This is a genomic window from Cecembia lonarensis LW9 (assembly GCF_000298295.1).
Classification (GTDB): domain Bacteria; phylum Bacteroidota; class Bacteroidia; order Cytophagales; family Cyclobacteriaceae; genus Cecembia; species Cecembia lonarensis.
The window spans coordinates 1-15852 of sequence record NZ_AMGM01000085.1 but is presented as its reverse complement, the minus strand read 5'-3'; the positions used below and the strand labels follow the sequence as shown (position 1 = coordinate 15852).

The 15852-nt window shown below is 40.4% G+C and carries 17 protein-coding genes; 14 read left to right on the top strand and 3 right to left on the bottom strand.

Annotated features, from left to right (window positions below):
• Positions 1–447: 447 nt before the first annotated feature.
• From B879_RS17550 to B879_RS17535, 4 genes are read left to right on the top strand one after another with little or no spacing between them, the layout of a single operon-like run.
• Positions 448–1209: a DUF1538 domain-containing protein gene (locus tag B879_RS17550; protein ID WP_009186558.1), complete on the top strand. Its 762-nt coding sequence runs from the start codon at positions 448–450 to the stop codon at positions 1207–1209.
• Positions 1209–1979: a DUF1538 domain-containing protein gene (locus tag B879_RS17545; protein ID WP_009186557.1), complete on the top strand. Its 771-nt coding sequence runs from the start codon at positions 1209–1211 to the stop codon at positions 1977–1979. Before B879_RS17550 ends, B879_RS17545 begins: the two co-directional genes overlap by 1 nt.
• Positions 1976–2323 carry a P-II family nitrogen regulator gene (locus B879_RS17540; RefSeq protein WP_009186556.1) on the top strand — a complete coding sequence of 116 codons (348 nt, stop codon included), beginning with the start codon at positions 1976–1978 and terminating at the stop codon, positions 2321–2323. The genes B879_RS17545 and B879_RS17540 overlap by 4 nt, the downstream gene beginning before the upstream one ends.
• An 18-nt stretch (positions 2324–2341) precedes the next feature.
• A complete protein-coding gene (locus tag B879_RS17535) occupies positions 2342–2737 on the top strand; it encodes a CBS domain-containing protein (protein ID WP_009186555.1) in 396 nt (131 codons plus the stop codon).
• Positions 2738–2785: 48 nt separating this feature from the next.
• Here B879_RS17535 and B879_RS17530 read toward each other — a convergent pair whose 3' ends face one another.
• The gene (locus tag B879_RS17530; RefSeq protein WP_009186554.1) at positions 2786–3607 is read right to left on the bottom strand and encodes a universal stress protein; all 822 of its coding nucleotides are present in this window, start codon (positions 3605–3607) and stop codon (positions 2786–2788) included.
• A gap of 164 nt (positions 3608–3771) precedes the next feature.
• On the opposite strand from B879_RS17530, the gene B879_RS17525 reads away from it, so the two are divergent.
• Positions 3772–5256 (top strand): potassium/proton antiporter, encoded by a 1485-nt coding sequence (locus B879_RS17525; protein WP_009186553.1) that lies wholly within the window; start codon positions 3772–3774, stop codon positions 5254–5256.
• A 17-nt stretch (positions 5257–5273) separates the two neighbouring features.
• Here the strand turns inward: B879_RS17525 and B879_RS17520 are convergent, their stop codons facing one another.
• A complete protein-coding gene (locus B879_RS17520; RefSeq protein ID WP_009186552.1) occupies positions 5274–7829 on the bottom strand; it encodes a phosphoenolpyruvate carboxylase in 2556 nt (851 codons plus the stop codon).
• A 234-nt stretch (positions 7830–8063) separates the two neighbouring features.
• Here B879_RS17520 and B879_RS17515 point away from each other — a divergent pair, with 234 nt between their 5' ends.
• The 9 genes from B879_RS17515 (at position 8064) to B879_RS17475 (ending at position 15288) form a co-directional block, all read left to right on the top strand.
• Positions 8064–10370 carry a putative monovalent cation/H+ antiporter subunit A gene (locus B879_RS17515; RefSeq protein ID WP_009186551.1) on the top strand — a complete coding sequence of 769 codons (2307 nt, stop codon included), beginning with the start codon at positions 8064–8066 and terminating at the stop codon, positions 10368–10370.
• A 1-nt stretch (position 10371) separates the two neighbouring features.
• Positions 10372–10782 carry a Na+/H+ antiporter subunit B gene (locus B879_RS17510; protein ID WP_009186550.1) on the top strand — a complete coding sequence of 137 codons (411 nt, stop codon included), beginning with the start codon at positions 10372–10374 and terminating at the stop codon, positions 10780–10782.
• A 1-nt stretch (position 10783) separates the two neighbouring features.
• A complete protein-coding gene (locus tag B879_RS17505; RefSeq protein WP_009186549.1) occupies positions 10784–11137 on the top strand; it encodes a Na+/H+ antiporter subunit C in 354 nt (117 codons plus the stop codon).
• Positions 11134–12651 (top strand): proton-conducting transporter transmembrane domain-containing protein, encoded by a 1518-nt coding sequence (locus tag B879_RS17500; protein WP_009186548.1) that lies wholly within the window; start codon positions 11134–11136, stop codon positions 12649–12651. The genes B879_RS17505 and B879_RS17500 overlap by 4 nt, the downstream gene beginning before the upstream one ends.
• The gene (locus tag B879_RS17495; RefSeq protein WP_009186547.1) at positions 12648–13127 is read left to right on the top strand and encodes a Na+/H+ antiporter subunit E; all 480 of its coding nucleotides are present in this window, start codon (positions 12648–12650) and stop codon (positions 13125–13127) included. The genes B879_RS17500 and B879_RS17495 overlap by 4 nt, the downstream gene beginning before the upstream one ends.
• Positions 13124–13402 carry a cation:proton antiporter gene (locus tag B879_RS17490; protein ID WP_009186546.1) on the top strand — a complete coding sequence of 93 codons (279 nt, stop codon included), beginning with the start codon at positions 13124–13126 and terminating at the stop codon, positions 13400–13402. Before B879_RS17495 ends, B879_RS17490 begins: the two co-directional genes overlap by 4 nt.
• Before the next feature lie 10 nt (positions 13403–13412).
• Positions 13413–13802 (top strand): monovalent cation/H(+) antiporter subunit G, encoded by a 390-nt coding sequence (mnhG, locus tag B879_RS17485; RefSeq protein ID WP_238542161.1) that lies wholly within the window; start codon positions 13413–13415, stop codon positions 13800–13802.
• Complete coding sequence (locus B879_RS17480) at positions 13780–14937, top strand: lactonase family protein (RefSeq protein ID WP_009186544.1); 1158 nt, start codon at positions 13780–13782, stop codon at positions 14935–14937. Before mnhG ends, B879_RS17480 begins: the two co-directional genes overlap by 23 nt.
• Before the next feature lie 159 nt (positions 14938–15096).
• Entirely contained in the window at positions 15097–15288 is a 192-nt protein-coding gene (locus tag B879_RS17475) for a cold-shock protein (RefSeq protein ID WP_010608636.1), read from the top strand.
• A 183-nt stretch (positions 15289–15471) separates the two neighbouring features.
• Here the strand turns inward: B879_RS17475 and B879_RS17470 are convergent.
• On the bottom strand, positions 15472–15852 hold a 381-nt coding region (locus tag B879_RS17470; RefSeq protein ID WP_040401041.1), incomplete at its 5' end, for an enolase C-terminal domain-like protein.

Here is a 15852-nt window from a genome sequence, read left to right as displayed (position 1 = left end):
CATGGTGATAATCAAGAGCCGAAAAGAATATTTCCAGGTCCTCCAGGAAAAGGGCGCATTCAGTTTGAGTCCAGCAGAGGTCAAAGAAATGATGACCCCCAATTCTGTCAATCTTTTTCCCCAATAAGGACCCTGGGTGAAGCCTGGCATCGGATTATCATCAAAAAAGAAAAAAACAAAATGGCTGCACCCAAGTACACAATAGGTGCTGTTATCAAATATTTGGAAAGCAGCCTTGGAAAAATAGAGGCGATTAAAATTGCAAAGCCTAAATAGAGGAGAATCAGATCATAGCGATCAATATGAAAGAAGTTCATTATCTAAATTAATAAAAAAATCTATTTTTTCACCGAAAGAGGCCAACAGAAATTCGCAATAGATTTTTTTTGTTTAAATTCTTTTTCCCATACATTAAAATTATATTCGAGAAAAATCAAAGAATTACGCATGTCTTTTTTTTCAAGGTTATCGAGATTATTGAGTTATTCATTCAAAAAATTACTTCATGCCTTTCTTGATCTATTGCCTATTATTTTGGTTGTTTCTTTTTTTCAATTGGTCATCTTACAACAACCTTTCCCTCAATTTTATGAAATACTTTTTGGCAGTACAATGGTCTTATTGGGCTTAATGCTCTTTATTGAAGGTTTGGAGATGGGGTTGTTTCCGATTGGTGAGTCATTGGCCTATGCTTTGGCTAAGAAAGGCAGCCTTTTTTGGCTACTATTTTTTTCATTTGCTTTAGGATTTTCGACTACAATTGCAGAACCTGCTTTGATTGCAGTGGCTCAGGAAGCAGCAAGGATCTCTGCTGAAAGCGACCTCATCGGGTCTTCAGAAGCCGCTAATTCTTCTTATGCATTGGGATTAAGGATATCAGTGGCCTTTTCAGTGGGTTTTGCCATATTATTGGGAGTGCTTAGAATCTTGAAAGGGTGGCCTATTTATTATATTATAATTGGGGGATATATTATTGTTATGTTAATTACCATCATAGCACCAAGTGAAATCATTGGGCTTGCTTATGATTTGGGAGGCGTCACCACCTCCACCATCACGGTGCCTTTGGTCACCGCTTTGGGGGTAGGGCTTGCTTCTGTAATTAAAGGTCGAAATCCATTATTGGATGGATTCGGATTGATTGCTTTTGCATCTCTATTTCCTATGATTTTTTCTATGCTTTATGGAATTGTAATTTTTGGACTATAATGGAAAATATCTTACAAGGATTCCTTTTTTCTTTTGGCGCAACAATGAAAGATGTGGCTCCCATCATTATCCTAATTGTTGGTTTTCAAATTTTTGTCTTAAAAAAACCAATACCAAATTTAAAAAAAGTCATATTAGGCAGTATTTTAGTTATAGTTGGTCTTACATTATTTTTGTTAGGGCTTGAAAGGGCCTTATTTCCCGTAGGAAATTTAATGGCTGAACAATTATCTAATCCAGAATTCATAAAAAAACAATATCATAACCCCGAGAGCTGGTTAGCTTATTACTGGATTTATTTGTTTGCTGCAATGATTGGGTTTGCCACCACCATAGCAGAACCGTCTTTGATTGCAGTAGCCATCAAAGCCAATGAGGTCTCTGGTGGAACCATCAAAAAATGGGGTTTGAGGATTGTGGTTGCCTTGGGGGTTGCAATAGCCCTTGCCCTAGGCACGGTGAGAATTGTAACCGGAACCCCATTGTACCTTTACATTTTAGCGGGTTATGTAGTTGTTATCATCCAAACCATTTTTGCCCCAAAAAAAATTATTGCGTTAGCCTATGACTCAGGAGGAGTAACCACTTCAACTGTTACAGTACCCATAGTTGCCGCACTTGGGCTTGGGTTATCAAGTGTTGTTCCAGGAAGAAATCCAGCTATTGATGGCTTTGGATTGATTGCTTTTGCCAGCGTCTTTCCTATCATCACCGTTTTGGCTTATGCGCAAATCATTGAAATATTAAACAAAAAAAATAGCTCATCATGAAATTTAAAATCATCATGGCCTTGGTGAGGCCCACTATCACAGAGAAAGTGCTCGATGCCGCAAGAAAGGCCGGCGCTACAGGTGATGTCATCATTTCCGCTAGAGGAAGTGGTTCTTCCAAGTCCAAGTCCTTTTTTGGTCTTGAACTGCAGGATCAAACAGAAATATTGATGTTTTTGGTAGAACAACACACAGTTGAAAGCATTATTGAAGCTATCCAAAAAGCAGGTGAGCTCAATGAACCCGGTATGGGCATTGCCTTTGTTCTCAATGTAGAAAAAGTCGCAGGTCTGGAAAGTCAAATGGAAAAATTTAAAGAACAGGCCAGAAGTAAATATTTATAAATAAATTGTGCTAACGCTATGGAAAAAATTAAAAAAACCGCTGAAGATGTCATGTCCCATAAATTGGTATTCATAGATGGAATGGATACTGTAAAAGAGGCTGTTGACTTGATTAGAAAAGAAAATGTAAATGCCTTAATGGTCAAAAAAAGAAATCAACACGATGCCTTAGGTATAGTAACGGTCTCAGATGTAATCAAAAAAGTTTACAACCTTAACATGGATCCCAAAGAGGTCAACGTTTTTGAAATCATGACCAAACCGGCCATAGCGATTCCTTATGACATGAACATTCGCTACATCACCAGATTGATGCTTCGCGCTAAAATCCAATCTGCTCCAGTTGATAAGATGGGTGAATGTATAGGGATGATATACTTGAATAACCTGCTGCATGAAGGCTATTTGATCTAAATCAATTACAATAAAATTTGACTGCAATGAAGATTATTATCAGCAAATTTATTGCAAGGGCAAAACGATAAGCGGCACCGAACCATCAAACACCAATTCGTTGACCAAGAATTTTCGGAAAATTTTATCTTGAAAGGTCCTGCCACCCTTTTGGATGACAAGAACTTGATTGGCACTTTCAGTAAAATACGTTTTTACTTTGGAAAACACCTCTCCACCACAAAACACATTGATTTTTATTTCCAAATGATGAGAATACTTCCCGGAAAGCAGGCTCAGGTAATCATACAAAGTACCTTCATCGTCTCCTTCTCTTGCGATACTTATCCAATTTATGGCCTGTACTGATTCCGGTAAAAGATTCATGAGCTTCCCAAAAGCTTTTTCGTTAAATCCGAATTTAGGGTGGGCTGTCACAACCAATTTTTCAAACTTTTGATTTTTGAAAGTACTGGGAACCGCTACCGTAATATAGTTAATCCTTTCAATCACTTCAGACACCATGCTTCCTAAAAAAATCTGTTTCAGTATCCCTCCCCCTTTAAGGCCCATGAAAATCATGGCGTCCTGATCAGTTTTTTTAAGATATTCCAAAATCGGTTCTTCTAAAATTTCAAAAGAAATGGCATCTGAAGATCCAAAAATTTCCTCCCTGAGCCTAAACCATTGGTTAAGCAATTCCCTTTTATGATCATACAGCAACTTCAATCTGAGGTCGTGATTGGCCAGGGTGGGCAGATGAAAATCCAGTTGATGTAAAACTTTAATTTCAGCTTTCTTTCCAGCAACCCAATCTTTCACCATTTTCAAGGTACTTTCTGTATAATCAGAAAAGTCTACCATCACATAAATTTTCAAAAGTTGCTCCATGGTTTATTATGTTTGACTAAAATTATCAGGTTGATTTAATAAATACAAAGATTGTCCAAAAATGAATTAATTTTATATACCTCAGGTTTGAATGAATATTGAGTTAAGCTGACAATTTATTTCCTTGGCTGGGGTGCCATTTCATTGTTCAATTTGTTTTAGCCATGAATTTGACTTCAGAAAATATCCTTTTTATAGGTTCAATTTTATTGTTCTTAAGTATCCTTGCCGGAAAAACTTCCTATAAGTTTGGGGTTCCCACCTTGATCCTCTTCCTGGGGATTGGGATGCTTGCAGGAACTGATGGAATGGGCATAGAGTTTGACAACCCTTCCATCGCCCAATTCATCGGTATCGTATCCCTGAATTTTATTTTGTTCTCCGGTGGCTTGGATACCAGTTGGAAGTCCATCAAACCTGTCTTATGGCAGGGCATTTCATTATCTACAGTTGGAGTATTGATTACTGCTGTGTCTTTAGGGCTTTTTTTCTGGCAGATTTCAGATTTTTCAGTGTACGAGGCATTACTCTTGGGAGCAATCGTCTCTTCTACCGATGCAGCAGCCGTATTTTCCATATTAAGATCCAAAAGTTTGGCGCTGAAATATAAACTTAGGTCTGTATTGGAATTGGAAAGTGGAAGTAATGATCCAATGGCTTATGTGTTGACCATAGCCTTTTTAGGCCTAGTAATGCAACCAGAAACTTCTTTTACCTCCCTGATTCTATTATTTATCCAGCAAATGAGCATTGGTGCCCTTCTCGGACTTGCCTTTGGCTGGTTGTCCAGGCAGACCATCAACCGGATCAACCTAGGCTTTGATGGCTTGTACCCCGTTTTGGTGATTTCCATGATGTTTACCACCTTTTCTTTCACAGATATTTTAGGAGGAAATGGTTTTTTGGCTGTTTACCTATGTGCTGTGTATTTGGGCAACCATGATTTTATCCATAAAAAAACCATTCTGAAAATCTATGACGGAATGGCCTGGCTGATGCAAATTGTACTTTTCTTGACCTTGGGTCTCCTGGTCAATCCAAGTGAGGTGATACCATTGGCGGGTTTAGGACTCGCAGCATCTCTATTCCTGATATTTGTATCCAGACCACTAGGTGTTTTCATTTCGATGCTGCCTTTTAGAATGAAAAACAGAAGAAGAAGCTACATTTCCTGGGTTGGTCTAAGAGGAGCCGTACCTATTGTATTTGCGACCTATCCCCTGATTGCTGGCATTGAAAAAGCCAACATAATTTTTAACGTGGTCTTTTTCATATCTGTCACATCTGTATTGATACAAGGCACTACCCTTTCTAAGGTTGCGGCTTGGTTTAAGGTAGCCTTGCCTGAAAAAGCCAAGCCTGTATCCCCCTTGGACAGCTTCCTTAAAGAAACACCCAAAACAGCCATGGTGGAAATCCATGTTCCCGAAGAAAACCCTATAGTGGGTGAAAAAATCCTGGACCTGGGTTTTCCCCAAAATGCCATCATTGCCATGATCAAAAGGGATAAAAATTACCTTACCCCAAATAGTACCACCAAAATTTTGGCCAATGACACCTTAATCGTTCTGGCGGAGACGTATGAGCACCTCAAAAATGTATATGAGGTGCTCACCATTCCTTTCCCTGATTTTGAGGACGATCATTGATAGAAATTACAGTTATCTTAAGCCGCATTCCTGGCCGCATTGATAATGGCAAACATGGTGCGCAAAATGAGTTTCTGCAATACCGGGTCATCCTCCCCTTTTTCCAGCATGGTCTGAATGGCGTATTGCTGAATGGTGATTACAGGCAACACGATTTTTTCCCGTATGGCAATGGATTGCTTGGAGGTGGGATTATCCTCCAATAGGCTATCCATACCGGACACCTCCAATAATAAACGGATGGTCCGCTCGTATTCCGCATACATCAGGTTCCAAAACTCAGCATATTGCTTGTTTTGTTTGAGATAAGCCGTAGCCTCATAGAATGATTTTGCCAATGACTGCATGGAATTACCCAATAGGGAACGGAAAAACAGGGAGTCATTATACAACTGCCTAGCAGCCTCAAACTTACCCTCCTTTTTAAGCGCATCCAAGGCGGCACCTACACCAAAGAAACCCGGAATATTCTGCTTCATCTGTGCCCAAGAACCAACAAATGGAATGGCTCTCAGGTCATCAAACTTCAATCCTGAATCCTTGCCCCGCTTTAAAGGCCTGGAACCTATATTCACTTTACCGAAATATTTCAAAGGGGTGACATGTTCCAAGTAATTTAGAAATTGTGGATGGCTTTTGAAGTCCTTATAAAACTGATAAGAAACATCTGCCATCTCATCAATCAAAGCCCTTTGATAGGCATTCAATGTTTTATCAGAACTGAGATATAACTCGTTTTCTATTCCGGCACAAAGCAGCTGCTCCAGGTTATAACTGCAGGATGCTGGTTTACCATAATTGGCAGAAATGGTTTGCCCCTGAATCGTTACCTGAATTTCCTTATTTTCTACATCAGGGCCATGGGATGCATAGAAGTTATGCATATTACCACCTCCTCTTGCCGGGGGTCCTCCCCTGCCATCAAAAAATACCACACTCACTTCATACTTTCTGGACATACGGGTTAATTCCTCTTTAGCCCTTAGTATTGACCAATTGGCACGTATGTATCCCCCATCTTTTGTACCATCAGAAAATCCCAACATGATGGACTGTTTTGAATTCCTCTTGGAAAGGTGCTTTCGGTATGCGGAGTTTCGGTAAAGTTGCTCCATGATACGTGGTGCCTCTGCCAAGTCATCAATGGTTTCAAACAAAGGAACAATATCAAGCGGAAATTCTCCATTTGATTTTGCCAGTGATAAGCGGGCCAATTGAAAAACCTCCATTACATGCAAGGCTGACTGGCAATTGGAAATGATGTACCTGTGCAGGCCATCTTCTCCGTTTTTTGATTGCACCGTCTTAATGGCATCAAAGGATTTAAGCATTTCCTGATGGAATTCGTCCTGTAGCAATCCAATATCCGGCAATTCATTAAAATTCAAAAGAAAATCAATTTTGTCCTGTTCAGGGAGTTCCAAATAGGCAGCTAAACCCTCCTCTCCTTTTACTATACCAATGATCTCTTCCCACAAGGCATCGTGTTTTCTGCTATCCTGCCTCACATCCATATTGGCAAAATGGAACCCGAAAATTTTTACTTTCAGGATAAATTCATCGAGTTGCTCCAAAAAGAGGCCTTCATGGTATTCCACAAGCCCTTTCCTTGCTTCCATCAAATCATGAAGCAGTTCTTCCTTACTGTTGTAATAACTACGATCTTCAAAAAGGGAATTGAATAAACCATTTTCGACCTTCGTCATGATGGGCTCCACATGCTTAAAGGTCAATCTGCGGCGGAGTTTTCTCACATCCCGATAATAGCACCTCAAAATCCATTTCTGCAATTTATCCGCCACTTTCACAGTGGTATCATGGGTCACAAAAGGATTACCGTCCCTATCCCCTCCTGGCCAAAAACCTACTTTTAACAAACCCGCATTTTCCCATTCATGAACGGGGTAATCCAGCATATTCAACAATCTTGTCAGAATATCAGGAATAGAAACATAGAAAACATTGACCAAAAACCAGATCAAACTGACTGCCTCATCTAGTGGACTAGGCTTTTCCTTATTGATAAAAGGCGTTTTACCAAGCTGCTGCAACAGAAGATTGATGTTGCCCAGGTCATTGGATTTGATTGCTGACTCGAGGTCAGTGATGATTCCCAGCACATTGCCGGGATAAAATTGTGTTGGATGCGCCGTAAGGGTTAACCTTACTGAAAAATCCCCTAGTTTTTTGATAAGCTCTTCTCTTTTACGGTCATTATCCACCCTTGCCACTAAAGCATGTAAACTTCCTTTTCCTTTAAGATCATGGATTTTATCAAATGCAGCGTCCTCAATAGAATCAAACAATACTACCTGCCTTTCAACGTATTGAACCATTTTGAAAAGCAGTTCATGTCTTTCAGACTGAGAATTGTTGGCCATTAATTCTTGAAAAAATGCCTGAATAATTTCTTGTGGCGTTTTTTGTTTATCGAAGCCCTCCTGACATTTACCGGCAAGTATGGGTAGAAGTGTTCCCGTCCTATGGATATCACTGAATGGTAAATCTAGAAAAAGGCTGTTATAGATGGTAAACCTTTTGGCAACTTCGTTTTGGTAATTGTTTTTGGACATAATAGGTTGATGCGATTGAATAGATGATTTAACAAAAAATCAAGAATTGAATTTGTTATTTGCTAATTTAGCAATAAGTCGCTGAATTTTTTAAATTCAGTTCTTATTTATGCTTTATTACCTGATTAAGGTAAAAAACCTTAAAAGATTTTATTCCGTAAAGTCGAAGAAGTCTTTATGATTGAATATTTTCGCGATTGAAATTTGTAATTTACGATATAAAAATTCTGTTCTATGCTATTGGCTGTTTTATCGGGATTCATTTTTGCCCTGCTCGTTCCGCTTCTGAGCAAATTTGCTTTAAGGGCAATTCCATCCCTTTTGTCAGCTGTACCTATTTTGTTGTTTTTATATTTTATAAGCCAACTTTCAAGCATTCGGGAGGGGCAATTTCTGCTTGAAAAAATCAGTTGGATTCCGCAGTTGGGTATAAATCTAAGCTTTCGCTTAGATGGCCTGTCCATGCTTTTTTCTCTGATGATTACTGGTATTGGTGCCCTGGTATTTGTCTATACCAGTTATTACCTCAAGGGTCATCCATACCTGGACCGGTTTTATGGCTACCTTTCTATGTTTATGGCATCCATGCTGGGGGTCGTTTTATCGGACAACCTGATTACTTTGTTTATTTTCTGGGAGTTGACCAGTATCAGTTCTTTCTTTCTGATCGGATTCAACAATGAAGAAGAATCTTCCAGAAAGTCCGCCATGGTGGCTTTGGGCATCACCGGTTTTGGTGGTTTGGTCATGTTGGCGGGTTTTGTTTGGATCGGAAGTGCAGCCGGTACTTACTCCCTTACAGAATTGATGACGCAGCCGGAGGTACTGACAGGCAATTCAGGTTATGTATGGATATTGGTACTTGTTTTTATTGGTGCCTTTACCAAATCAGCCCAATTCCCTTTCCATTTTTGGTTGCCCGGTGCCATGAAAGCTCCTACTCCGGTAAGTACCTATTTGCATTCTGCCACCATGGTCAAGGCGGGTGTTTTCCTATTGGCACGATTTACACCTATACTAGGGAATACGCCTGAATGGAACTGGACCTTAACCATTGTAGGCGCCATTACGATGACTTATGCTGCCATCCATGCCTTGTTTAGAACAGACCTTAAAAGCATTTTGGCCTTTTCCACCATTTCAGCTTTGGGGATTTTGGTGTTTTTGATTGGCTTGGGCACAGAAGAGGCTTTACTGGGAGCAGGTCTTTTTATCCTTACCCATGCCCTTTACAAAGCCGCCCTCTTCTTGATTACCGGTATCATAGACCATGAAACAGGATCCAGGGATGTGAGTCGAATTGCAGGTCTTCAACATAAAATGATGCCAGTGGCCGTGGCAGGCTATATCGCCGCCTTGTCAAGCGCAGGGGTTCCCTTCTTCTTGGGATTCCTGTCCAAGGAAGTAATGTATGAGGCAGTTTTTCATCTCCCTCAGGCAGCACTCATTTTAACCATATTGGCAGTACTCACCAAAATCTGTCTTTTAGTAGCAGGATTTTGGGCTGGTATCAAGCCCTTTACAGGGAAAATCACAGCAGTTTCAGAAAATGCAAAACTTCCTTCTCCCAGATTATGGGTTCCTACCATTATTTTGGGAGCCTTGAGCGTTTCTTTCGGTATCTTCCCTGCCTTAATAGAAAAATCATTGATTTTACCCGTGCTCAGCAGCATGATGGTAGGGCCTATAGATTCCTATTTAGCACTTTGGCATGGTTTCAATTGGGTACTGCTCTTAAGTGTGCTTACACTCTTGATAGGTACTGCTATTTATTTCTCATGGCGACCTAGTGAGGTCAAATTTGAAAAAACGCTCCGCTTTGAATCCTTTGCTCCAGAACAAATCATTAAAGGACTAGGAAGGTCTTCACAGGTATTTGCAAAGCGGTGGACGGCATTCTTCCAAAATGGTTACCTGAGAAATTATGTCATTACCATCTTGATATTCCTCAGTGTTTTGGTTGCCTACCGGCTTTTTTCCGGTGTTTACTTATACCTGGACTGGAATCAAATATCTGAGATTACGCCTTCAGAAATCATTGTGGTATTTTTGATGGTCATTTCAATTTTCTTTGTGATTCTTTCCAAAACCAGGACTGCTGTAATCGTATCCTTAGGTGTAATTGGTTTTGCCAACTGTCTCTTCTTCCTTTATTATTCAGCACCGGACCTGGCGATGACTCAATTTTCCATTGATACTTTAACAGTGCTCTTATTCATGTTGGTCCTTTTTAAATTACCACCGAATAAAACCTTCTCAAGCAAACGCATAAGGCTAAGAGATTCATTTATTTCATTGGTATTTGGCGCCCTGATAGCCATATTGACCTTGGAGGTCTTCGAAGAACCAACCATGAAAGAGGTGTCTGAGTATTATGCGGACAATGCCTATATTTTGGCCAAAGGTAGAAATGTCGTCAATGTGATATTGGTGGATTATCGAGGTTTTGACACCATGGTGGAAACGGTAGTTCTTGTCATTGCCGCCATTGGCGTTTTCAGTTTGATGCACCTCAACTTAAACCCTTTCAAAAAAGACTGATATGAAATCAATTATTTTCAAAACTTCAGCTAAATATTTGTTGCCGGTATTGATGCTTTTCTCGGTCTTCATGTTGTTGAGAGGGCATTACCTTCCAGGGGGTGGTTTTGTTGGAGGCCTAATGGCCGCTTTGGCCTTTATCCTGCATTCCTTTGCATTTGGCCTTGAAGAAACCAAAAAAATGATTGTGGTGCATCCAGGGTTATTGATGCCTATAGGTTTGTTCTTTGCCCTGATGGCAGGTATAGCACCATGGGTATTTCAGGAGCCTTTTATGACCGGACTTTGGTACGGAGAACCATTGCGTATGGTGGGCATGGTGGGCACTGCCCTTTTATTTGATATTGGTGTTTATTTTGTGGTCATTGGCTCGGTCCTGACTGTGATGTTTTCAATTAGGGAAATTATCTGATATGGAGTTATTACTGATATTGATTATTGGATTGCTACATGCAGGAGGGCTTTACATGCTACTGAGAAGGAGTATGTTCAAAATGATCATTGGTCTTATTTTACTGGGAAATGGGGTAAATCTATTGATTTTCCTTCTAGGCCGATTAACCAAGGGGCATCCTCCGGTCATCGACGGCAATGCGAAAATTTTCTCAGAAATATATGCGGATCCTTTGCCCCAGGCACTGATTCTTACGGCCATTGTTATCGGCTTCGGCCTGCAGTCATTTGCGATCATTTTGATAAAAAGGGTTTACCAAGTCCTTGGAACAGATGACTTGGATGAATTGAATTCAACGGACGAAGAAATATGAACAATCCATATATTGTTTTACCCATCATTCTACAATTAGTAGCTGCGGTGGTCCTGATGTTTTTTTGGACCAAAACGAAAGCTCAAAAGGTGCTGAGTATCATTTTCTCAGTAGCTGCCGTGCTGGTTGCCGCTTACTTATTGGTGGAGGTTTGGCACAGTGGTATCCTCATTACACAATCGGGCAATTGGAAAGCTCCTTTTGGAATTACATTTGTAGCCGACCTTTTAGGGGTCACCTTGGTCTTAGTCTCATCTATAGCAGCCTTAGGGGTATCGATCTTTTCTGCTGGAAGTATGCGGGAAGAAAGGTTGAAGTTTGGCTATTACCCTGTTTTTCATTTTCTGGTCATGGGGCTCCAGGGTGCTTTTTTGACAGGGGATATATTCAATTTATATGTCTGGTTTGAGGTCATCATTATATCTTCTTTTGTACTGATGACTTTGGGGGGGAAAAAGGCACAATTGGAAGGAGCCATTAAATATGTCTCACTCAATCTATTGGCATCCTCTTTATTTTTGATTGGCATTGGTTTCCTTTATGGGTTGACCGGCACGCTGAATATGGCCGATCTTTCAATCAAAATCAAAGAGATCCAGAATATTGGTTTGGTCAATGTCACAGGCGGTTTGTTTTTGGTGGCCTTTGGCATTAAATCGGCCATTTTCCCCATGTATTTCTGGCTTCCTGCCTCTTACCATACACCACCCCCCGCTGTCACAGCTATATTTGGCGGACTGCTCACAAAAGTAGGGGTCTATGCCATGCTAAGAACCTTTTCCCTGATATTTGGAGGGGATGAGTTCATGACGGTAACGATTTCCATCATTGCTGCCCTGACCATTTTGGGTGGGGCATTCGGTGCCATGAGCCATCGGCATATGAGTAAAATTTTCGGTTACCTGATCATTTCCCATATAGGCTTCATGATGGTGGGAATCTCCATATTTACTGAAATTGCCCTTTTGGGGACGATTTTCTACCTGATTCACGACATAATTGTGAAAACCAACCTCTTTATGGTCTCAGGACTCGTCTTGAAAATCAATGGTACCCAAGATATCAAAGATCTCGGTGGACTCTATAAGTCCTATCCCCTATTGTCACTTTTGATGGCCATACCTTTATTTTCCTTGGTGGGTATCCCGCCTTTATCAGGTTTCTGGGCAAAGATCTTCTTTGTGGAAGGCGCCTTGGAAGCTGGGGATTACCTTTTGGTGATTTCGGTAATCCTGGGAAGTTTCCTGACATTATGGATAATCGGAAAGGTATGGACTGAGGTGTTTTGGAAAAAAGGTGAAAACCTCCCCAAACAGGCGAATGGTGTGTATTTCGATGAGCTGCCTCCAATAGGTAAATGGTCCATGGTTTTCCCAATGCTGCTCTTATCTTTTGTATCCCTGTACATAGGGCTTGGGGCCAAGCATGTCATCAGCTTATCACAAAAGATCGCTACTGAATTAGTCGATCCTTCTTCGTATATTCAGGTTGTACTTCAAAATCAAGTCCCATGATCAAAGCACTGCTTCTGGCTAACATTTTATTGGCTGCCATTTGGATTTTGGCTACTGGAACCATCACCCAGGAAAATTTTGTGTTTGGCTTCCTGATCAGTTTTGGGGTATTATGGGTCATTACGCCTGATAGAAGTCGGAATGATTATTTCACTATTGTGCCTAAATTGGCCTCCTTTACCGTTTTTCTATTGTATCAGATCATTAAGTCTAATATTCAGACTTTAATTGCCTCCCTATATCCAAAGTCGAAATTATCTCCGGCTATCTTAAAGGTCCCGCTAACCGTAGAAACAGATGGGGAAATCACCTTTTTCTCCCATGTTCTCAACATTACCCCTGGAACATTGGTAATCGATGTTTCGGATGATAAAAAGGCACTTTACGTACATGTGGTTCACTGTGAAGACAAGGAGGCCTATATTAAAGAATTGAAGGAAGTATTTGAAAAGCGTGTATTGGAACTGACAAGATGAGCATAGCAGACTACTATAATTTTGTAATCATTCCCATTCTTGGGCTTTCGGTAATCCTGGTTTTCATCAGGTTTTTGAGAGGTCCAAGTATTGCTGACCGGGTGATTTCGTTGGACATGTTGATTCTCATGGCCATTGGGATCGTTGTGATCTACAGTATTATCCATAACCAAAGTACATTTTTGGACATTGCCATGTTGTTTGCCCTCATCGCATTTTTGGGTACAGTAGCTTTTGCATATTATCTGGAAGAAAGGAGGAAAAGAGATGAATGAAATTATTGTCATGATTTTGACAACCATTGGGGCACTTTTTGTGCTTTCCACTGCTCTTGCCATGGTCCGGAAAAGAGATGTTTACCTGCGAATCAATGTCACCACTAAAACAGCAACTTTGGGGCTTGGGCTTATTTTGGGGGCAGCCATGTTTTATTTCAACGAATATTCAGTCACCACACGGGTGTTGGCCACCATTATCTTCGTAGGACTTACTGCGCCCATAGGAGGCCATATGTTGGCCAGAGCGGCCTATATCAATAAAACTGAAAAATGGGAAGGTATGAAAATAGATGACCTCGCCGGACAATATGATCCCAAAAAAGATATTTTGCATTCAGAGGACATGAATACAAAATTTGAACCTCCAACAGACTATGACCAGCCATCGACCAAATAAAGCGCCCAAATGGCTTGTCATTCTGTTGGCTTTTTGGGCCATTTCCTGTGAACAGGAAATACAAAACGAGGAAATGATGGTGTCTCCTTATTCTTTTCTCTTGGGTGCATACACCGGACAAGATACTGAAGGTATAGGATATTTGGAATTTGACCCAGAAATTCAATTGCTTCGGACCCAAATCATTGCTAAAGGAGTCCATAACCCTTCTTTCGTAATTGCAAATAAAACCCAAACTTTGGTCTTTGCTGTAGAAGAAACCGCTGGCGAACAGGGTGGAAAAGTGAAGTCTTTTACATTTGATAGAGGCACAAATACCCTTGAACTGATTGATACCAAAGACAGTTATGGCGACCATCCCTGCTATCTCACGCTAGACCCGAGTGAGGAATTCCTTATCGTTGGAAATTACAGTTCAGGTAATTTTTCCGTGTACAAACTCAATCAGGGCAAAATGGAATGGGTGCAGACCATTCAACATGAAGGGCAAAGTATCAACCCACAACGGCAAAATCAAGCACATGTCCATAGCTTAGTATTTCACCCTGAAGGGAAACACCTGCTTGTAGGTGACCTGGGTACGGATAAAATCCACCTTTACGAATTCAACCCCTCATTCGCAGTGCCATTTCAACATGCTAATCCTTCCTACGTGGAAGTAAGTGCAGGAGCGGGACCTAGGCATTTAGCCATCTATCCCAATGGCCAATTTGTTTATTTGATCCATGAGTTAAGTGCAGAAATTGGGGTTTATAGGTTTGATGAAGGAAAAATGCAGGTAATTTCCCAAGTACCTTTGACAGGAAAGGAGTTTGTAGGAAATGTAGGAGCAGCAGAAATCAGGATTTCCCCCGATGCCAAGCACATTTATGCCTCCAATCGAGGGGATGCCAATGAAATTTCTGTTTATGAAATAGGGAAAGAAGGGAGTCTGAAATTTGTCCAACGGATCAAAAGCGGAGGCGAAATGCCCAGAAACTTTATTTTGACTAAAGATGGTAAGTACTTGTTAGCTGCCCATCAAGCCTCCAATAACATTACCGTTTTTGAAAGGGATCATAAGACGGGAGTCCTTGAACCTCTAGGCCTGGAAGTGAAATTCGAAAAGCCGGTATACTTCTTTGGGTTGGACTGAAAGTAAAATTCTTTTTTTTTATCAAGTCCAAAAGGGTCTTCTGTAAAATTTTTTTTGGCTAAAATTATCATGAACTTTAAAAATATTTTACGAAAAAGATTTTATATGTAAAAACTATGCTTACCTTTGAAAAAATATTTCAATACAATTACAATTATCATGAACACAGGAAAAGTAAAATTTTTTAATGAATCCAAAGGATTCGGTTTCATTATTGACAATGAGTCTTCTAAAGAGTATTTCGTACACATCACTGGTTTGATTGACGAGATCAGAGAAGATGACGAAGTTACTTTCGACCTTAAAGAAGGTAGAAAAGGCCTAAATGCAGTGAATGTAAAAGTAGTTTAATCTATATATTACACATTGACAATTAGTGAAAAACCCTGCCTAGGCAGGGTTTTTCTTTTTATTAAAATCTTAAACCAGAATCCGATTACCCTTTAGGTGATTATATGTCGGTAGCACCCGATCCTAAAGGGGGCAAACTCTTATTGATCGGATAATTTTACAGAATCTCAGTAAACCTTAGGATCAAATGTTTTGATCCCATTTTTTTTCTTTTCTATAATATAACTGCCCTTTTTCAATGGTAAGCGGAGATTCAATATTGTTGTGGTACAATTGACCGGTACCCAGGCCTTGTGGCATTTTAACTTTCTTGGTAGCGGTAAATTGTGCAATGGCATTTAAGCCAATATTGCTCTCAAGAGCTGATGTAATCCACCAGCCAATACCTAAATTTTCTGCAGTATCAATCCATTCCTCAGACGACCTGATACCTCCAAGCAAGGTAGGTTTCAAAATAATGTATTGGGGGCGAATGGTTTCCAATAGCATTCTTTTTTCTTCCAAGCCATGGATACCGATCAACTCTTCATCCAAAGCAATGGGAAGCGGTGTAAGTGCACATAG